We start from the raw sequence: 18,012 nt of genomic DNA, 5'->3' as shown, positions 1-18,012 counted from the left end.
GCCCGATCGGGCTCGCTCTTCGCCATGCCTCAGGGGACCCTGCCGCCATGTTCAGCCGTGAAACCACCCTCGCCCGCTTCGACGCCGACCTGTATGCCGCCATGCAGCAGGAAGCCCAGCGTCAGGAAGATCACATCGAGCTGATCGCTTCGGAAAACTACACCAGTCCGGCGGTCATGGAAGCCCAGGGCAGCGTGCTGACCAACAAGTACGCCGAAGGCTATCCCCACAAGCGCTACTATGGCGGCTGCGAATACGTCGACGTGGTCGAGCAACTGGCCATCGACCGCGCCAAGCAACTGTTCGGCGCCGACTACGCCAACGTCCAGCCGCACTCCGGCTCCCAGGCCAACTCGGCCGTGTACCTGGCGCTGATCGAAGCCGGCGACACCATCCTCGGCATGAGCCTGGCTCACGGCGGTCACCTGACCCACGGCGCTACCGTGTCCTCCTCCGGCAAGCTGTACAACGCCGTGCAGTACGGCATCGACGAGCAGGGCCTGATCGACTATGCCGAAGTCGAGCGTCTGGCCCGCGAGCACCAGCCCAAGGTCATCGTCGCCGGCTACTCCGCCTATTCCCAGGTGCTGGACTTCGCCCGCTTCCGCGCCATCGCCGATGCCGTGGGTGCCTACCTGTTCGTCGACATGGCCCACTTCGCCGGCCTGGTCGCCGCCGGTGTCTATCCGAACCCGGTACCCTTCGCCGACGTGGTCACCAGCACCACCCACAAGACCCTGCGCGGCCCGCGCGGCGGCCTGATCCTGGCCAAGGCCAACGAAGCCATCGAGAAGAAGCTCAACTCGGCGGTCTTCCCCGGCGCCCAGGGCGGTCCGCTGATGCACGTCATCGCCGGCAAGGCGGTGTGCTTCAAGGAAGCCCTGCAGCCCGAGTTCAAGACCTACCAGCAGCAGGTGATCAAGAACGCCCAGGCCATGGCCGGCGTGTTCATCGAGCGCGGCTTCGACGTCGTCTCCGGCGGCACCGACAACCACCTGTTCCTGCTCAGCCTGATCAAGCAGGAAATCACCGGCAAGGACGCGGACGCCGCCCTGGGTCGCGCCTTCATCACCGTGAACAAGAACTCGGTGCCGAACGATCCGCGCTCGCCCTTCGTCACCTCCGGTCTGCGCATCGGCACCCCGGCCGTCACCACCCGTGGCTTCCAGGAAGCCGAGTGCCGCGAGCTGGCCGGCTGGATCTGCGACATCCTCGGCAACATGGGCGACGAATCCGTGATCGACGCCGTGCGTGAGAAGGTCCAGGCCGTCTGCGCCCGCCTGCCGGTATACGGCAAGTAAGAGGTCCGCCTTCCCCCTCTCCCCTGGGAGAGGGCCGGGGTGAGGGAAAATCCCAAACAACGAGCCCCGACCAATTGGCCGGGGCTCGCTGCATTTCCAGCAGGGTCGTCAAGGCCGCCAAGCCGGACCCTGGCGCACGCCGGAAGCCCCCGACAACGAAAAACCCCGGCCAGTGCCGGGGTTTTTCGTTGTCAGACGCTGCTCAGGCCTCAGAGGACCTGCAGATCGCCCAGGCCGTCCAGGTAGCGCTCGGCGTCCAGGGCGGCCATGCAGCCGGCACCGGCCGAGGTGATGGCCTGGCGATAGGTGTGGTCGGCCACGTCGCCGGCGGCGAACACGCCGGGTACGTTGGTGGCGGTGGCATTGGCCTCGCGACCGCCCTTCACCACCAGGTAGCCGTCGTGGCTGTCCAGCTGGCCTTCGAACAGCCCAGTGTTGGGGGTATGGCCGATGGCGACGAACAGACCGGCCACCTGCAGCTCTTCGGTACTGCCATCGTTGTTCTTGATCCGCACCCCGGTGACACCCATGTTGTCACCCAGCACCTCGTCGACGCTGGCATTGAGCTTGAGCGCCATCTTGCCTTCGGCGACCCGGGCGCGCAGCTTGTCCTGCAGGATCTTCTCGGCGCGGAAGGTCTCGCGGCGGTGGATCAGGGTCACCTTGCTGGCGATGTTGGCCAGGTACAGGGCTTCCTCGACTGCGGTGTTGCCGCCGCCGACCACCGCCACCTCGCGATTGCGATAGAAGAAGCCGTCGCAGGTGGCGCAGGCGGACACGCCCTTGCCCATGAAGGCTTCTTCGCTGGCCAGGCCCAGGTAGCGGGCGCTGGCACCGGTGGCGATGATCAGGGCGTCGCAGGTGTAGGTGGCGCTGTCACCCTTGAGGGTGTAGGGCTTGCCACCGAAGTCCACGGCATTGATGTGGTCGAAGACGATCTCGGTCTCGAAGCGCTCGGCGTGCTCGCGCATCCGCTCCATCAGCGCAGGACCGGTCAGGTCGTGGGGATCGCCCGGCCAGTTGTCGACCTCGGTGGTGGTGGTCAGCTGGCCACCCATCTGCATGCCGGTGATCAGCAGCGGCTTGAGGTTGGCGCGGGCGGCATAGACCGCAGCCGTGTAACCGGCCGGACCGGAACCGAGGATGATGAGGCGCGAATGGCGCGAGGTGCTGGCTTCAGACATGACATTCTCCCTGCCGGGATCTCCGGCAGACCTAAGAGTAGAGAAGCCGGCGCGCCCCATGGGCATGCCGGCCGGTGTGCGTGCGGAGCCGTTCCGCAGCGCCGGTCGCTCCTGGCGACGGCGCGACCGGCGCCGATAGGCGGACACCGGGTCCAGGGATGGGGCTCAGCCTAACGGGTACCGCCCCTCCACAGAAGCGACCATTCTAAATCCAGACCATAGGGCGCGCCTATGTCGACCGCTGCGGCAATCGAGCCCTGAGGTAAGCTGTGCATTCCCGCCCCCCGTCAGGAATCTTCATGGCTGTCGCTCCGCTGTCCGGCTCCGCCTATTTCGCCGAAGGGCTGCGCCTGGTGACTCGCCCCGGCATGCGCCGCTTCGTGGTCATCCCGCTCACCATCAACCTGCTGCTCTACGCGGCCATCCTCACCTTTGCCGTGCGCGGCTTCGAGGGTTGGCTGGAGCAGCTGATGCCGAGCCTGCCGGCCTGGGCGAGCTTCGTCGAATGGCTGCTCTGGCCACTGTTCGTGCTCCTGCTGCTGGCGATCATCTTCTTTACCTTCACGATGCTGGCCAACCTGGTGGCGGCGCCCTTCAACGGCTTTCTCGCGGAAAAGGTCGAGGTCATGGTACGCGGCCAGGACGATTTCCCGCCGTTCAATCTCGCCGAACTGGTCACCATGGTGCCGCGCACCCTGCAGCGCGAACTGCGCAAGCTGGGCTACTACCTGCCGCGTGCGCTGGGCCTGCTGGTGCTGACCTTCATCCCCGGTCTGAACCTGATCGCCGCGCCGCTGTGGATCCTGTTCGGCGTCTGGATGATGGCGGTGCAGTACATCGACTTCCCCGCCGACAACCACCAGCTGGATTTCCGCAGCATGCTCGCCTGGCTGCGTACCCGCCGCCTGCGCTGCCTGGGCTTTGGCGGGGTGACCTACCTCGCGCTGCTGGTCCCCGGCCTGAACGCCCTGTTCATGCCCGCCGCCGTGGCCGGGGCGACGCTGTTCTGGGTGCGTGAAGGGGGCGACAAGGCGCTGCTGGTGCGCGCCTGAGGAGCGGGTCCGTCGGACTTTCTGACGCAGGTTGGCGCTGAGACGGCGCCAGCGCCGAAGTCCAGCAGTCCTGGCTAAGCCAGCTCGCGATAACGCCGATCGAAGTACAGCAATCCGCCTTCGCCACCCGGCTCGGCCACCCCCAGCACCTCGCAGAGCAGCAGATCGTGGCTTCCCACCGACTGCACCTCGGCGATGCGGCAGTCGCAGGCCACCAGGGCACCGTCCAGCACCGGCGCCCCCGTGGCGAGGCGGCTCCAGCGCGCCGCGGCGAAGCGTTCGGCCATGGCGGTCTTGCCACCGAAGAGGTTGGCCAGCGCCTGCTGACCGGCGGCCAGGACGTTGACGCAGAGCACGCCGTTGGCGCTGAAGGCGGGGTGCACCGAGGCGCTGCGGTTGAGGCAGACCAGCAGGGTAGGCGGGGTATCGCTGACGCTGCACACGGCGGTGGCGGTGAAGCCGGCCAGTCCGGCCGGACCATCGGTGGTGACGAGGTTGACCGCGGCGCCCAGGCGCGCCATGGCCCCGCGGAAGAGGTCGCGTTCGACCGGGGCGGCGGGGCTGGCGGCGGACAGGGGCAAGGCATGGGCAACGGACATGGCGTTACGCCTCCAGATCTTGGCTGAGATAGTCGAGCACCACCCGGTCGAAGGTGGCGGAATCGGTGACGCTGGAGGCGTGGCCGCCCCACTCCAGCAACTGGAAGCTGGCCCGGGGCAGACCCGCGGCCAGCCGCTGGGACGAGGTCCAGGGCACCAGGACATCGTCGCGATTGGCCAGCACCAGGGTCGGCACCGGGATGCACGCCAGCTCGGCGTCCAGGTCGAAGGCCAGCAGCGCGCCGATGCGCCGCAGGACATTGGCCTCGCCGGGGAAGTGCGCCAGGGCATGGGCTTCGTCGGCGGCCAGGCGCTCGCCGTGTTCGGCGATCCAGGTAGCCGGATAGAGAAAGATCGCCTGGGCCTGGACATAGGCCGCGGCGCCGCTGTCGCGCAGCAGGCGCTGGCGCAGGGCGAAGCAGCGCGCGGTATGCGCATTGGGTCGACTCCAGGCATTGACCAGCACCTGGCGGCGGATCAGGCCCGGACGCAGCAGACTGGCCTGCAGGCCCACCAGGCCGCCCAGGGCATGGCCCATGAACAGGCAGCTGTCGAGTTCCAGGCGATCAGCCAGGGCCAGCAGGTCCTCGGCCATATGCTGGATGCGGTAATCCGCCGGCAGCTCGGCCGGACTCCTGCCGGTGCCGGTCTGGTCGTAGACCACCACCCGGAATCTTTCGCCGAGGGCCGCCAGCTGCGGCGCCCAGAAGGCCCCGGCGCCGCCCAGCCCGGAGCTGAGCAGCAGGGTCTCGGCCGCCGGGTCCTGGCGGCCATGGAGTTCGAAGTGCATGGGCGGTCCTTGGTGGTTCAGTGGTTGGGGCTTCCCTCACCCCAGCCCTCCCCAGAGGGAGAGGGGGTAGGTACGGAGCGGGAACTAGCCGACATGGGCGATGCTGGCGATCTCGATCAGGGCGTCGGGCTTCACCAGGCCGCACTGGATGCAATAGCGCGCCGGCTTCTCGCCGGGAAAGAATTCGGCGTACACCGCGTTGATGGCGGCGTAGTTCGCCCAGTCGGTGAGCATGATCATGTTGAAGGTGACGTCGGCCATGCTGCCGCCAGCCGCCTCCACCACGCCCTGGATGGTGGTGAGCACGTGGCGTGCCTGGGCGGCGGCGTCGCCGACATGGACCACGTTGTTCTGGGCATCGAACGGCAGGGTGCCGGAGACATAGAGCACGCCATCGGCCAGGCTGCCGGGCACGAAGGGGGCGATGGGGGTACCGGTACCGGCGGGAATCACGGCTTGCTTGGGCATGGTGCTCAGTCCTTGGCGAAGGTGGTGTGGAAGTCGGCGCAACTGGCGACCCAGCCGAAGAAGGTCTCGATGTTGAACAGCGCGGCCTCGTGGGCCGCACGGGGCCCGGCCTGGTGGCAGGCGTCGTGCAGGCAGACGCCGAAGTATTCGAGGAAGAAGCCGTCCCTCAGGGTCGACTCCACGCAGACATTGGTGGCCACGCCGACGAACACCAGATTGCGGATGCCACGGGCGCGCAGCAGGCTGTCCAGGTGGGTGTTGTAGAAGCCGCTGTAGCGGGTCTTGGGCACCACCAGGTCCGCGGCCGCCGGTTGCAGCCGGTCGACCAGGGCATAGTCCCAACCCCCCCTGGCCAGCAGCTGCCCCTGCAGTTCGGGTCGCTTGCGCATGGTCTTGAGGGCATTGGATTTGTGCCAGTTGGGCGAACCCGGCCCGCCCGCCTCGCGATACTCCGGGTCCCAGCCATTCTGGAACCAGACCACCTGGATACCCGCGCCGCGGGCGGTCTCCACCACCGCGGCGACGTTCTCGATCACCGGGCCGGTGGCCGAGACATCGAAACCGGCCAGATCCAGGTAGCCACCCTGGCTGGCATAGGCATTCTGCATGTCCACCACGATCAGGGCGGTCTCGCTGGCCTTGAGCCGCAGCGGTTCGGGTCGCGCCGGCAGCGTCACGGCTTCGGTGTCGCTCGCAGGCAAGGCATAGCCCGCCAGAGTTTCCACGGCATTCATCAGGCACTCTCCTTGAGCAGGTCGACGTGACGGCGGCTCTGCATCAGCGGCTGGATACGCTCGCCGAAGTCGGTCACGCCCTGGACGAAGTCGTCGAAGGTCAGCAGCACCCCACTGGCTCCGGGCACCTCGGCGATCTCGTCGAGCATCCGCGCCACGCTGGCGAAGGAACCCACCAGGGTGCCCATGTTGATGTTGACCGCCGAGGTCGGATCGGCCATCTGTCGCACGTTGGTATCGCTGCCGGACTTGGTGTCGGCGGCGGCCTGGGCGCCCAGCCAGGCGATGGCCTCCTCGTCGGCACCGGCCTTGTAGTGCTCCCAGTTGGCGCGGGCGGCCTCGTCGGTCTCGGCGGCGATGATCATGAACAGGGCGATGGAAGAGACCTTGCGCCCGGTCTTGGCGGTGGCCGCCTGCAGCCGCTCCACCGCCGGGGCGAAGGCCTTCGGCGTGTTGACGCCCTTGCCGAAGACGAAGCTGTAGTCGGCGTGTTCGGCGGCGAAGGCCAGGCCGGCGTCGCTCGCCCCGGCGCAGACGATCTCCATGGGCGCCTGGGGCTGCGGACTCACCCGGCAGTCCTCCATCCGGAAGTGCGCGCCCTGGAAATCCGACTGGCCGGTGCCCCAGAGGTCGCGCAGCACCTGGGCGTATTCACCGAGGTATTGATAGCGGCTGGCGAAGAACTCATCCCCCGGCCAGAGCCCCATCTGGCTGTATTCGGGTTTCTGCCAGCCGGTGACCAGATTGACGCCGAAGCGGCCGCCGGAAATGCAGTCGATGGTGGCGGCCATGCGCGCGACGATGGCCGGCGGCAGGGTCAGGGTCGCGGCGGTGGCGAACAGCTTGATGCGCGAGGTCACCGCCGCCAGCCCGGCCATGAGGGTGAAGGACTCCAGGTTGTGGTCCCAGAATTCGGTCTTACCGCCGAAGCCGCGCAGCTTGATCATCGACAGGGCGAAGTCGAAGCCGTAGTGCTCGGCGCGCTGCACGATCTCGCGATTCAGCTCGAAGGTGGGCCGGTACTGGGGCGCGTTTTCCGATAGCAGCCAGCCGTTGTTGCCGATGGGAATGAAGACACCGATGTTCATCGCTCGCACTCTCCCGCAGTCAGGAATCGAGGCGCATCGAGATGCGCCGTGGCTGCAGGATCAGAGCAGAAAGCTTGCCAAGTCTTGAAATTTCAAGCCAATCAAACACTTGGGGGAAATCTAGAAATATATTCAGACCATTTGGTCCAGATCAGAGCACCTAGTTTGTGCAAGGCGCCCGAATCCGGGGCATGCAGGATGTCGGGCCATGCTAGAGTTTGGAGACCGGCGCGCTACCCTCTGGCGTCCGCCGACGATTCGTCACCAGGAAGGTGCGAATCTCAACGACCGCGCCTGAAGCCGTCCCTCCCGCTCGTCCAGCGGTCGGTCCGCGTCAGATGTCCATGCAGGCCCAAGGAGCAGTTCGTGAGTCAGGCCAGTGATCCTCCGCCACGCAAGCCGCGTCAACCCAGCCCTGCCGCCCAGCAACGCCGGCAGCGTCAGATAGAAGCCAAGCGCGCCCAGATCCTCGGCGCCGCGCTCGATATCTTTTCCCGCTTCGGCCTGCACGGCGCCAGCCTGGATCAGGTGGCCCTGCAGGCAGACGTCTCCAAGACCAACCTGCTCTACTATTTCAGCAGCAAGGAAGAGCTCTATGTCGCCGTGCTGCGCCAGTTGCTGGCGACCTGGCTGAGTCCCCTGCGCACCTTCAGCGAAGACCAGGATCCCCTCGACGCCCTGCGCGGCTATCTGCGCCATAAGCTGGAGATGTCCCGCGACTATCCCGCCGAGTCCCGGCTGTTCTGCCTGGAGATGGTCCAGGGCGCGCCGCTGCTGCTGCCGGAATTGCAGGGCAGCCTGCACGACCTGATAGACGAGAAGGCCCGGGTGATCCGTACCTGGATCGATGCCGGTCGGCTGGCACCAGTAGATCCGTACCAGCTGATGTTCAGCCTCTGGGCCACCACCCAACACTATGCGGACTTCAGGGTCCAGGTGCAGGCACTCTGTGGCCGTACCCTGCAGGATCCAGCCTTCTTCGACGAGGTTCTGCGCGGCCTGGAAACCCTGCTCATCGACGGGCTGCGCCCACGCCTCAGAGGCTGAAGCCCGGCTCAGGGCGCCAGGAAGAAGTCGGCGAACAGCTCGCTCAGTCTCGGCCAGAGCGGCGCCGGCAGGTCGTGGGCCATGTCGGGTATCAGCTCGAAGCGGGCACCGGGAATGGTCCGGGCCACGGCGCGGCCACAGGCCGGACGCAACAGCGGATCTCGCGCCCCATGGACCACCAGGGTCGGCGCCTGGATGCGCCGGGCAAAGGGCCGCAGATCACCGCTGCCGAGCAGGGCGAACAGCTGCCGCTGCACCCCGTCCACATCCACCCCGCGCGCCAGGATCCGTTGCACCAGTCGTTCGAGATCCACCTCGCTCTGCCGATAGCGCGGGCTCTCGATACCGCGCAGCAGGGCCTTCTGCCGGGCGAGCGCCGCTTCCGCCGGCAGATCGGCCGGCGGCCGCAGCAGCAGGCTGCCAAGCAGCCTGATCGAGGGCGGCGGCAACAGCGGCTGATTGGTCGACGAGAACAGGATGCCCAGCCGCGCGACCCGCTGCGGCCAGTCGGCGGCGAGGATCTGCGCGATCATGCCGCCCATGGAGCCGCCCAGCACGAAGGCGCGCTCCAGCCCCAGGTGATCGAGTAGCCCGACCGCATCGGCGGCCATGGCTTCCAGGCGATAGGGCACTGCACTGGGCTTGCCCAGTTGCGCCCGCCCCAGCACCGGCCACAGCGAAGGCGGCCGTCCACCCGGCCAGCTCAGCCGCGAGGACTGGCCGACGTCACGATTGTCGAAACGGATCACCCGCAGGCCCCGGCGCACCAGGGCCTCGCAGAAGCCTTCCGGCCAGAGCAGCAACTGGGCGCCAAAGCCCATGATCAGCAGCAGCGTCGGATCGGCGGGATCGCCCCAGTCCTCATAGGCCAGTTCGAGAGCACCAACCCGGGCGCGACCTTCACGTATGTCCATGGCTCCCCCGCGAAATGGGCAAAGGGTCATGCTACCCCAAGGCCGGCGCGGCGAAAGCGGCAGAACCCGGCGGTCACGCAGCGGTGCTGCGCTATGCTCGGGCAGACCCCTTCCAGAAACCATCGCCATGCCCGCAGCGCCACTGGACTACCACCTGACCGACGAAGCGCGCGAAGACCTGCGCCAGACCATCGCCGCGCCGCTGAGACGCTACAACGACAGCCAGGCTGGCCCGAGCGGCTACCGGGCCCTGGTCATCAGCCTGACCCGTGGCGGCGAATCCCTCGGCGGACTCTGGGGCTACACCAGCTATGGCTGGCTCTATGTGCAGTTGCTGGCGGTGGAGGAAGCCGCTCGCGGCCAGGGCGCCGGCCGCGAGTTGCTGCGGCGCGCCGAGGCCGAAGCCCTGGCCCGCGGCTGCCACGGCGCCTGGCTCGACACCCACGAATTCCAGGCCCGCGGCTTCTACGAGCGGCTGGGCTACGAGGTGTTCGGCGAACTGGCGGACTATCCGCCGGGCTTTGCGCGGTACTTCCTGCGCAAGGCGCTCACGGCAGGATAACGGCCAATCCCGCTCATTGAGCGGTAAGGAAGTTGCCGATCCGGGCGTTCTCCTCGCCACCCTCCAGCAGTGGCACCTCGGCTTCGTCCTTGAGTTGCACGCCGGAGAGCTTGCGGCGATCCGCTTCGCGCATCAGGTAGAGCAGCTTGTGCGCCGCCAGGCCATAGGCGAGGCCTTCCAGGCGCACATTGGAGATGCAGTTGCGATAGGCGTCGTTGAGGCCCGGCCGTGGGCCGTAGGTGAAGTAGAGGCCAAGGCTGTCGGGCGAACTCAGACCGGGGCGCTCGCCGATCAGCATCACCAGCAGGCGCGCCTTGAGCAGCCCGCCGATCTCGTCGCCCACCGCCACCCGGCCCTGCTCCACCAGGGTCACCGGCGCCCAGCGCCAGCCCTCGGCCCCGGCCTGGTCGACCAGGCGCTCCAGGAACGGCAGCGCATGGCGATGCACCGCCAGGGCCGAGAGGCCGTCGGCGATGACCACGGCGACGTCGAAGCCCTCGGGATGCTCGGCGGCATAGGCGCCGAGTTCGCGAGCGGACTCCGCGGAAAGCCGGCGCCCCAGATCCGGCCGTTGCAGATAGGTGTGGCGATCCGGCGCGGCGCTCTTCAGTACCAGGGTCTCGCGGCCCTGGGCAGTCAAGCCTTCACGCAAGGCCTGATGATCGAAGGCCAGGTGCACCGCATCGCGGGCCTGGGCATGGGCGGCCTGGAAGTCCAGCTGGGCGGCAGTGGGCAGGCTGGTGCCGGCGCGGCCCAGGGCGATGCGCGCCGGGGTCAGGCGACGCAATTCGGCCCAGGGATCGGGACGGGCGGTGTCGGAGTCCTTCATGGCAACCTCCTTGGTAGGTTGGGTTGAGACAGCTCCATCGTCGAAGCCCAACAGGTACGGGATGGACAGGGCACTCGGCCTTTCGTAGGTTGGGTTGAGACAGCTCCACCGTCGAAGCCCAACAGGCACGAGTCGAGCCTGGCAACGTTGGGCTTCGCTAACGCTCAGCCCAACCTACGAAAAACCATTCAAATCTGCGCCAACACCCGCTGGAATGGTGCCGGCAAGCCCTCGCCGAGGCGGAAGCGGCCGTCCTCCAGGCGCAGGATGCCCAGGCGGTCGAGCCAGGCGGCGAATTCCGGTGCCGGTTGCAGGCCCAGCACCTGGCGGGCATAGAGGGCGTCGTGGAAGGAGGTGGTCTGATAGTTGAGCATCACGTCGTCCGAGCCCGGGATGCCCATGATGAAATTGATGCCCGCCGCGCCCAGCAGGGTCAGCAGCATGTCCATGTCGTCCTGGTCCGCTTCGGCATGGTTGGTGTAGCAGATGTCGCAGCCCATGGGCACGCCGAGCAGCTTGCCGCAGAAGTGATCTTCGAGGCCCGCGCGAATGATCTGCTTGCCGTTGTAGAGGTACTCGGGGCCGATGAAGCCGACTACGGTGTTCACCAGCAGCGGTTTGAATTGACGAGCCACGGCGTAGGCGCGCACCTCGCAGGTCTGCTGGTCGACGCCATGGTGGGCCCCCGCCGAGAGGGCACTGCCCTGCCCGGTCTCGAAATACATGAGGTTGTCGCCCAGGCTGCCGCGACGTTGCGACAGCCCCGCCTCGTAGCCTTCCTGCAACAGCGCCAGGCTGATGCCGAAGCTCTCGTTGGCGCCCTGGGTCCCGGCGATGGACTGGAACACCAGGTCCACCGGCGCGCCGCGCTCGATGGCGGCGATGCTGGTGGTGACGTGGGTCAGCACGCAGGACTGGGTGGGAATCTCGTAGCGCTGGATCACGGCGTCGAGCATCTTCAGCAGTTCGCAGATGCCGCTGGTGCTGTCGGTGGCCGGGTTGATGCCGATCACCGCATCGCCGTTGCCATAGAGCAGGCCGTCAAGGACGCTGGCGGCGATGCCGGCCGGATCGTCGGTGGGATGATTGGGCTGCAGCCGGGTCGACAGTCGTCCACGCAGGCCGATGGTATTGCGAAAGCGGGTCACCACCCGAACCTTCTGCGCCACCAGGATCAGGTCCTGGATGCGCATGATCTTGGACACCGCGGCCACCATCTCCGGGGTCAGCCCCGGGGCCAGGGCGGCGAGACTGGCCTCGTCGGCCGTCGTACCCAGCAGCCAGTCGCGGAAGCCGCCCACGGTGAGGTGGGCGACCGGGGCGAAGGCCTGGGCATCGTGGCTGTCCAGGATCAGCCGGGTGACCTCGTCGGCCTCGTAGGGGATCACCGCCTCGCTGAGAAAGTGCTTGAGCGGCAGCTCGGCCAGCGCCATCTGCGCCGCCACCCGCTCCACGTCGCTGCCGGCGGCGACCCCGGCCAGGACGTCCCCGGAACGCGCCGGGGTGGCCTTGGCCAGCAGCTCCTTGAGATCGGCGAAACGCCAGGTCTGGCCGCCCACGCTGTGCTGGAAACCGCTCATGCTACCTCCTCGGGTTGCGCTGCGCAGAGCCTGTTCAAAGGCTCGCGAGCTAGAGACAAACAAGGCGAAAATGGCTGAGGAAGCGGAGTTTACGAGTGGTAAATGAGCATTCCGAAACCATTTTCAACGCCGTTTGGCCGACGCGCAGCAGACTTTGAACAGGCTCTCAGGCCTCGCCGAAGGCAGCGTCGGGTGCAATGTCGCCCTGTCTACGGCTGAGACCGCAGACCAGCGCGCCTATCACCATCAGCACCACGAAGACGCTGGCGATCACCGGGTTGTACCAGACCATGGCGACCAGGCAGACCACCGCCAGCACCAGGGCGATGGCCGGCACCACCGGATAGCCCGGGGCGCGGAAGGTACGCTCCAGGTTCGGCTCGCTACGGCGCAGCTTGAACAGACTGAGCATGCTCATGATGTACATGACGATGGCGCCGAACACGCTCATGGTGATCATGGCGGCGGTCAGGGTCAGGCCCTGCAGGCTGATCACGCCGTCGCTGAAGATGGCGGCGATGCCCACCACGCCACCCGCGAGCACCGCCCGGTGCGGGGTCTGGAAGCGCGACAGCTTGGCCAGGCCGCGGGGCAGGAAGCCGGCACGAGCCAGGGCGAAGAATTGCCGGGAATAGCCGAGGATGATGCCGTGGAAGCTGGCCACCAGGCCGAACAGGCCGATGCCCACCAGCAGGTGCAGCCACACCGAACCCTCGCCCACCACGCCCTTCATGGCCTGCGGCAGCGGGTCGTTGATGTTGGACAGGGCGCGCCAGTCGCCCACCCCGCCGGCAAAGATCATCACGCCGATGGCCAGGGTCACCAGGGTGAGGATGCCGGCGATGTAGGCCTTGGGAATGGTCCGCTTGGGGTCCTTGGCTTCCTCGGCGGCCATGGCCGCGCCCTCGATGGCGAGAAAGAACCAGATGGCGAAGGGAATGGCGGCGAACATGCCACCCACCGCGGCCAGGGAGAACTGATCCTGGCCAGCCCAGCCACCGCTGGTGAAGTTGGTCAGGCTGAAGCCCGGCGCCACCACCCCCATGAAGATCAAGAGCTCGATCACCGCCAGCACGGTGACAACCAGCTCGAAGGTGGCGGCGATGCTCACCCCGAGGATGTTCAGCGTCATGAAGATGAAATAGGCCGCCACCGCGCAAAGCTTGGGATCGAGGGTGGGAAACTGCACGTTGAGGTAGGCGCCGATGGCCATGGCGATGGCCGGCGGCGCGAAGACGAATTCGATCAGGGTGGCGATTCCGGCGATGGTACCCCCCGTAGGACCGAAGGCGCGCCGGCTGTAGGCGAAGGGCCCGCCGGCATGGGGAATGGCGGTGGTCAGTTCGGTGAAGCTGAAGATGAAGCAGGTGTACATCACCGCCACCACCAGCGCGGTGATCAGAAAGCCCAGGGTCCCGGCGACGCCCCAGCCGTAGCTCCAGCCGAAGTATTCCCCGGAGATCACCAGCCCCACGGCGATGCCCCAGAGGTGCAGGGTGCCGAGGGTCGGCTTGAGTTTCTCGTTGGTCATGACAGGCCACTCCCCGTGTAGCGACGTGATCCGAATGGGTCACCGCAATCCCGCGACGCCCGGCTTTTTCGAGCTTAAACAGCTCGGGGCCGTGCCGACTTGACCGCTTGGCACGGTCGCCGTGACCTCGGGTCAAGTCGGCGTTACCCCTCTTCCCAGGGTGCTACCCGAGACCGCACCACGCTGGTGCGATGCCCGACCACTTGCCCCGCGATGAAGCACGCCAAAGCGCTCAATAGCGTGAAGCCCTCGGCGTTCCAGCCCCACTGGAGGACCGCTTTCCACCCCGGGGCACAGCCTTTGCTTCATTCATGCCGATCTCCTCCCTGGACCCGCACCATGCCCCTGGCCGCCTCCGGCTTCGCCGCCCTGACCTCACCGTCGCGCAACCTCGGCGTGCTCTCCGCCGCCGCCAGCGGCCTGGACGCCGTCATCACCAGCCACGGCGGCGACGTCGATCGCATCTTCGGCACCGCCGGCATCGATCCCGAACAGCTGCAGCACCCGACGCTGAGCCTCGGCTTGGGCAACTACTGCCGGGTCCTGGAAGAGGCCGCCGCCCAATCCGGCTGCGACAATTTCGGCCTGCACTACGGCGGGCAGTTCAAGCCGCAGATGCTCGGCCTGCTGGGCTACGTGGGACTCTGCTCACCCACCGCCGAGGCGGCGCTGCAGAACTTCGCCGGCGCCTTTCCCTTCCACCAGCACAGCACCCTTATCCAGCTGGTGGACGCCGGTGAGTGCTGGCGCTTCGATTACCAGGTACGCCACGGCGCCATCGTCGCCCGCCGCCAGGACGCCGAGCTGACCCTAGGCATGCTGCTCAACCTGCTGCGCCATGTGCTCGGCGCTACCTGGGCACCGCGCGCGGTGCAGTTCGAACACCCGCGCCCCGAGGGCTGGCACGAGCACCGCCGGCTATTCGATGCCCCGGTCAGCTTCGGCCAGCCCTGCAACGCCATGCTGGTGCCCAAGGCCGACCTGCGCGACCGCGCCATGCCCGACCATGATCCGCTGCTCCTGCTGGTGGTACAGGACGCCATCCGCCAACTCGGCCAGCGCCTGCCGCAGATGGAGCTGCTCGAAGAGGTCCGTGCCTCGGTGCGCCTGGCGCTGCCCCTGGGCGAACCCAGCCTGGAGTCCATCGCCCAGCGCCTGGACCTGTCCACCAGCCAGCTGCAACGCCGCCTGCGCGACCAGGGCGCGAGCTTCTCGGCGCTGGTCGAGGGCGTTCGCCGCGACCTGGCTCAGCACTACCTGCGGCAGCGGCTGCCGGTCAGCGACCTGGCGCCGCTGCTGGGCTACTCGGAGACCAGCGCCTTTTCGCGGGCGTTTCGGCGATGGTTTCAGGTGAGTCCGCGGCAGTGGCGGGGGATTTCGTAGGGAAGGGTCGGCGCGCCGAAGACCGGCTGACGTAGGCTGGTGCTGAGCGGAGCGAAGCCCAAAGCACCTGTGCTCATCGGTACCCAGCCGATTACTGAAGTCTGCTGAGGCTTTTTGTTTCGCCCACCCGGGCGAGTCACTTTTGCCAATCGCGGATGCGCGCCCTGGACAAAAGTAACTAAAAACGCTTGCCCCGGACATCCGGCCCTTCGCTGCGCTCCGGGTCCGCTCACGCCAGCGCCGTTCCGGGGTCGGTCCAGATGGGCCGTCCATGGCCCACTGGACCTCTCGCCGCATCCATGCGGCTCGACCCACTCCACGACACTGGCGCTCGCCCTCCTGAACGGGGCGATTCGCCAGCCTGAAAGTGTTGGTTGAAGAGCCATAAAAACCCGTAGCCCGTAGCGTGGACAACGGCGTCGCCTTGTCCACTGATAGTGTCGGTACCTTCCAGTGGAAAACGCTGCGCGGTTTTCCACGCTACAAACCTTTAAACACCCAAGTCTTAGGCTGGCGCCCCGTCCCCGTCAGTGAGGCCGAGTGCAGGTGTTGCGGAGGGAGATGCGAGGCAGGACGCCGAGCAAGGCGCGAGGGGCAGGAGGCCCCTTCGTGCCGTGCCCCCGGAGCGGCGCCGGAGCGAGGGGACCCGGAGCGCAGCGGAGGGCCGAAACGTGGGGTGTGCTTTCTTTTGCTTACTTTTTTTGCACCGGGCGGCGATCCGCAAGCAAAGAAAAGTAAGTCGCCGGCCAGGCGAAACAGGAACCGCATACAAAACTCAGCAAATAGTCCGGGCACCTATCCCGACGCCCTCCATAGCGCCCCCGCTTCACAAATACCACCCACCCGGTCAGATTCTTGCAAGGCCCTCCCCAAACAGCCCAACCAGAACAACGACCACCCGATGACCTCTGCCCTATCCCCTGCCCTCTTCACCCCCGCCTGGCTGGCGCGCCTGGAGCTGGCCTATGCCCGCCAGGGCGACTGGACCCGGCCGACCACCCGCCGCCATCTCGGTCCGTTACGGGTGCAGAAGCACCTGCACGCCGAAGGCCCCGAGGTCTGCCAGCACATCATCGTCCATCCCCCAGGTGGCATCGCCGGGGGCGATCGGCTGGACATCGACGTCAGCGTCGGCGCGACCGCCTGGGCCCAGCTCACCAGCCCTGGCGCGGCCAAGTGGTATCGCGCCGATAGCGCCGCCCACCAGCAGATCGACCTGCGCGTCGCCGCCGGCGCCACCCTGGAATGGCTGCCCCAGGAGACCATCGTCTTCTCCGGCGCCCAGGCCCGTCTCGCCACCCGCATCGAGCTGGCGGGCGACGCTCGCCTCTGCTACTGGGACATCGTCGCCCTGGGCCGCCCAGCCAGTGCCGAGCGCTTCACTGAGGGACTGTTCCAGGCGCACCTGGACATCCGTCGCGATGGCACTCCGCTATGGCACGAGCGCCAGCGCCTGGTCGGGGCGGATCGGTTGCTGGACTCGCCCATCGGCCTCGCCGGTCAGCCGGTGTTCGCCACCCTGCTGATCACCGGCACCCTGGACGCGGATACCCTGGCGCGTTGCCGCGAACTCGGCCTGCCGGTCCGCGGCGACCTGACCCAGTTGCCCGGCCTGGTGGTCGCCCGCTGCCTGGCCGCCGAATCGCTGCAAGCACGCGCCTGGCTGATCGAGGTCTGGCGCCTGCTGCGCCCGGCCCTGCTCGGCCGCGCCGCCGTGCCACCGCGGATCTGGAGCACCTGAGGCCGCGTCACTCTTGTAGGCGCGGCCCACGGCCGCGATGATCGACCTTCCTTGACCGAACCTGCCAACCGGAACACCCATGGACCTGACGCCCCGCGAAAAAGACAAGCTGCTCATCTTCACCGCCGGCCTGGTGGCCGAACGCCGCCTGGCGCGTGGGGTGAAGCTCAACTACCCGGAAGCCATGGCGCTGATCTCCGCCGCCCTGCTCGAAGGCGCCCGTGACGGTCGCACCGTCGCCGAGCTGATGCACTATGGCACCACCCTGCTGACCCGCGACCAGGTGATGGAAGGCGTTCCGGAGATGATCCCGGAGATCCAGGTGGAAGCCACCTTCCCCGACGGGACCAAGCTGGTCACAGTCCACCAGCCGATCGCCTAGGGAGACCGCCATGAGTCTGATCGTCCGCGACGCCATCCCTGCCGACCTGCCGGCCGTGCTGCACATCTACAACGACGCCGTCAGCAACACCACGGCGATCTGGAACGAGACCCCGGTAGACCTGGCCAATCGCCAGGCCTGGTTCGACCTGCGCGCCACCCAGGGCTACCCCATCCTGGTCGCCGAGAATGCCGACGGCGTGGTGGTGGGCTATGCCTCCTTTGGCGACTGGCGGCCCTTCGAGGGCTTTCGCCACACCGTCGAGCACTCGGTCTACATCCATCCCGACCAGCGCGGCCAGGGCATCGGCCCGCGCCTGATGACGGTGCTCATCGAGCGCGCCCGTGCCTGCGACAAGCACGTGATGGTGGCCGCCATCGAGAGCGGCAACCAGGCCTCCATCCGCCTGCACGAGCGCCTGGGCTTCATCACCACCGGGCAGATGCCCCAGGTCGGCACCAAGTTCGGTCGCTGGCTGGATCTCACCTTCATGCAACTGATGCTGGAGCAGCGCCCATGATCCCCGGCGAATACCAGATCCAGGACGGCGATATCGAACTCAACGCCGGCCGCCGCACCCTGAGCCTGACCGTCGCCAACAGCGGTGATCGGCCGATCCAGGTGGGCTCCCACTACCACTTCCACGAGACCAATGACGCCCTGCTGTTCGATCGCGCCCTGGCCCGCGGCATGCGCCTGAACATCGCCGCCGGCACCGCCGTGCGCTTCGAACCGGGCCAGAGTCGCGAGGTGGAACTGGTCGAGCTGGCCGGCCTGCGCACCGTCTACGGCTTCGCCGGGCGGGTGATGGGGAAGTTGTAGGGACA

Annotated in this window: 19 protein-coding genes; 9 read left to right on the top strand and 10 right to left on the bottom strand. The window is 67.3% G+C overall.

All coding sequences use genetic code 11. The features are described 5' to 3' along the window. Positions 1-47: 47 nt before the first annotated feature. Entirely contained in the window at positions 48-1,301 is a 1,254-nt protein-coding gene (glyA, locus tag AABM56_RS03680) for a serine hydroxymethyltransferase (RefSeq protein ID WP_133862162.1), read from the top strand. 209 nt (positions 1,302-1,510) lie between these two features. Here glyA and trxB read toward each other — a convergent pair whose 3' ends face one another. Then, positions 1,511-2,485 carry a thioredoxin-disulfide reductase gene (gene trxB / locus AABM56_RS03675; RefSeq protein WP_133862163.1) on the bottom strand — a complete coding sequence of 325 codons (975 nt, stop codon included), beginning with the start codon at positions 2,483-2,485 and terminating at the stop codon, positions 1,511-1,513. 299 nt (positions 2,486-2,784) lie between these two features. On the opposite strand from trxB, the gene cysZ reads away from it, so the two are divergent. After that, positions 2,785-3,537: a sulfate transporter CysZ gene (gene cysZ / locus AABM56_RS03670; RefSeq protein WP_133862164.1), complete on the top strand. Its 753-nt coding sequence runs from the start codon at positions 2,785-2,787 to the stop codon at positions 3,535-3,537. A gap of 74 nt (positions 3,538-3,611) precedes the next feature. On the opposite strand, the gene AABM56_RS03665 is transcribed toward cysZ, so the two are convergent. The 5 genes from AABM56_RS03665 to rutA all read right to left on the bottom strand — a co-directional run bounded on the left by AABM56_RS03665 (position 3,612) and on the right by rutA (position 7,216). Continuing rightward, entirely contained in the window at positions 3,612-4,136 is a 525-nt protein-coding gene (locus AABM56_RS03665) for a flavin reductase (RefSeq protein ID WP_133862165.1), read from the bottom strand. A gap of 4 nt (positions 4,137-4,140) precedes the next feature. Then, positions 4,141-4,926, bottom strand: a complete 786-nt coding sequence (gene rutD / locus AABM56_RS03660) for a pyrimidine utilization protein D (protein ID WP_133862166.1) — start codon at positions 4,924-4,926, stop codon at positions 4,141-4,143. Between the two features lie 84 nt (positions 4,927-5,010). Next, a complete protein-coding gene (gene rutC / locus AABM56_RS03655) occupies positions 5,011-5,394 on the bottom strand; it encodes a pyrimidine utilization protein C (protein WP_017642623.1) in 384 nt (127 codons plus the stop codon). A gap of 5 nt (positions 5,395-5,399) precedes the next feature. Further along, on the bottom strand, positions 5,400-6,128 hold the full coding sequence (rutB, locus tag AABM56_RS03650) for a pyrimidine utilization protein B (protein ID WP_133862167.1): 729 nt from the start codon (positions 6,126-6,128) through the stop codon (positions 5,400-5,402). Then, complete coding sequence (gene rutA, locus AABM56_RS03645) at positions 6,128-7,216, bottom strand: pyrimidine utilization protein A (protein ID WP_133862168.1); 1,089 nt, start codon at positions 7,214-7,216, stop codon at positions 6,128-6,130. The genes rutB and rutA overlap by 1 nt, the downstream gene beginning before the upstream one ends. Positions 7,217-7,582: 366 nt before the next feature. Here rutA and rutR point away from each other — a divergent pair, with 366 nt between their 5' ends. Beyond that, positions 7,583-8,263, top strand: coding sequence for an HTH-type transcriptional regulator RutR (gene rutR, locus AABM56_RS03640; RefSeq protein WP_133862169.1), 681 nt, complete (start codon positions 7,583-7,585; stop codon positions 8,261-8,263). A gap of 8 nt (positions 8,264-8,271) precedes the next feature. Here the strand turns inward: rutR and AABM56_RS03635 are convergent, their stop codons facing one another. Then, complete coding sequence (locus AABM56_RS03635; RefSeq protein WP_133862170.1) at positions 8,272-9,177, bottom strand: alpha/beta fold hydrolase; 906 nt, start codon at positions 9,175-9,177, stop codon at positions 8,272-8,274. 127 nt (positions 9,178-9,304) lie between these two features. Here AABM56_RS03635 and AABM56_RS03630 point away from each other — a divergent pair, with 127 nt between their 5' ends. Next, positions 9,305-9,739 carry an N-acetyltransferase gene (locus tag AABM56_RS03630; protein WP_133862171.1) on the top strand — a complete coding sequence of 145 codons (435 nt, stop codon included), beginning with the start codon at positions 9,305-9,307 and terminating at the stop codon, positions 9,737-9,739. A gap of 13 nt (positions 9,740-9,752) precedes the next feature. On the opposite strand, the gene eutC is transcribed toward AABM56_RS03630, so the two are convergent. From eutC to eat, 3 genes are all read right to left on the bottom strand, one after another. Beyond that, positions 9,753-10,568, bottom strand: coding sequence for an ethanolamine ammonia-lyase subunit EutC (gene eutC, locus AABM56_RS03625; protein ID WP_263259520.1), 816 nt, complete (start codon positions 10,566-10,568; stop codon positions 9,753-9,755). A gap of 188 nt (positions 10,569-10,756) precedes the next feature. Then, a complete protein-coding gene (locus AABM56_RS03620; protein ID WP_133862173.1) occupies positions 10,757-12,148 on the bottom strand; it encodes an ethanolamine ammonia-lyase subunit EutB in 1,392 nt (463 codons plus the stop codon). A gap of 166 nt (positions 12,149-12,314) precedes the next feature. Further along, on the bottom strand, positions 12,315-13,679 hold the full coding sequence (gene eat / locus AABM56_RS03615) for an ethanolamine permease (protein ID WP_187981138.1): 1,365 nt from the start codon (positions 13,677-13,679) through the stop codon (positions 12,315-12,317). Between the two features lie 339 nt (positions 13,680-14,018). Here eat and AABM56_RS03610 point away from each other — a divergent pair, with 339 nt between their 5' ends. From AABM56_RS03610 to AABM56_RS03590, 5 genes are all read left to right on the top strand, one after another. Then, on the top strand, positions 14,019-15,062 hold the full coding sequence (locus AABM56_RS03610) for an AraC family transcriptional regulator (RefSeq protein ID WP_133862175.1): 1,044 nt from the start codon (positions 14,019-14,021) through the stop codon (positions 15,060-15,062). Between the two features lie 901 nt (positions 15,063-15,963). Continuing rightward, positions 15,964-16,803 carry an urease accessory protein UreD gene (locus AABM56_RS03605; protein WP_133862176.1) on the top strand — a complete coding sequence of 280 codons (840 nt, stop codon included), beginning with the start codon at positions 15,964-15,966 and terminating at the stop codon, positions 16,801-16,803. Positions 16,804-16,882: 79 nt separating this feature from the next. After that, entirely contained in the window at positions 16,883-17,185 is a 303-nt protein-coding gene (ureA, locus tag AABM56_RS03600; protein ID WP_007162996.1) for an urease subunit gamma, read from the top strand. Positions 17,186-17,195: 10 nt separating this feature from the next. Continuing rightward, positions 17,196-17,705 (top strand): GNAT family N-acetyltransferase, encoded by a 510-nt coding sequence (locus tag AABM56_RS03595; protein WP_133862177.1) that lies wholly within the window; start codon positions 17,196-17,198, stop codon positions 17,703-17,705. Next, positions 17,702-18,007, top strand: a complete 306-nt coding sequence (locus tag AABM56_RS03590; RefSeq protein WP_064307547.1) for an urease subunit beta — start codon at positions 17,702-17,704, stop codon at positions 18,005-18,007. The genes AABM56_RS03595 and AABM56_RS03590 overlap by 4 nt, the downstream gene beginning before the upstream one ends. Positions 18,008-18,012 lie beyond the last annotated feature (5 nt).

Source organism: Pseudomonas aestiva (genome assembly GCF_039908605.1).
GTDB classification, from domain to species: Bacteria; Pseudomonadota; Gammaproteobacteria; order Pseudomonadales; family Pseudomonadaceae; genus Chryseomonas; species Chryseomonas aestiva.
The sequence above is the reverse complement of the archived record's forward strand: the minus strand, read 5'-3'. Positions and strand labels throughout refer to the sequence as shown.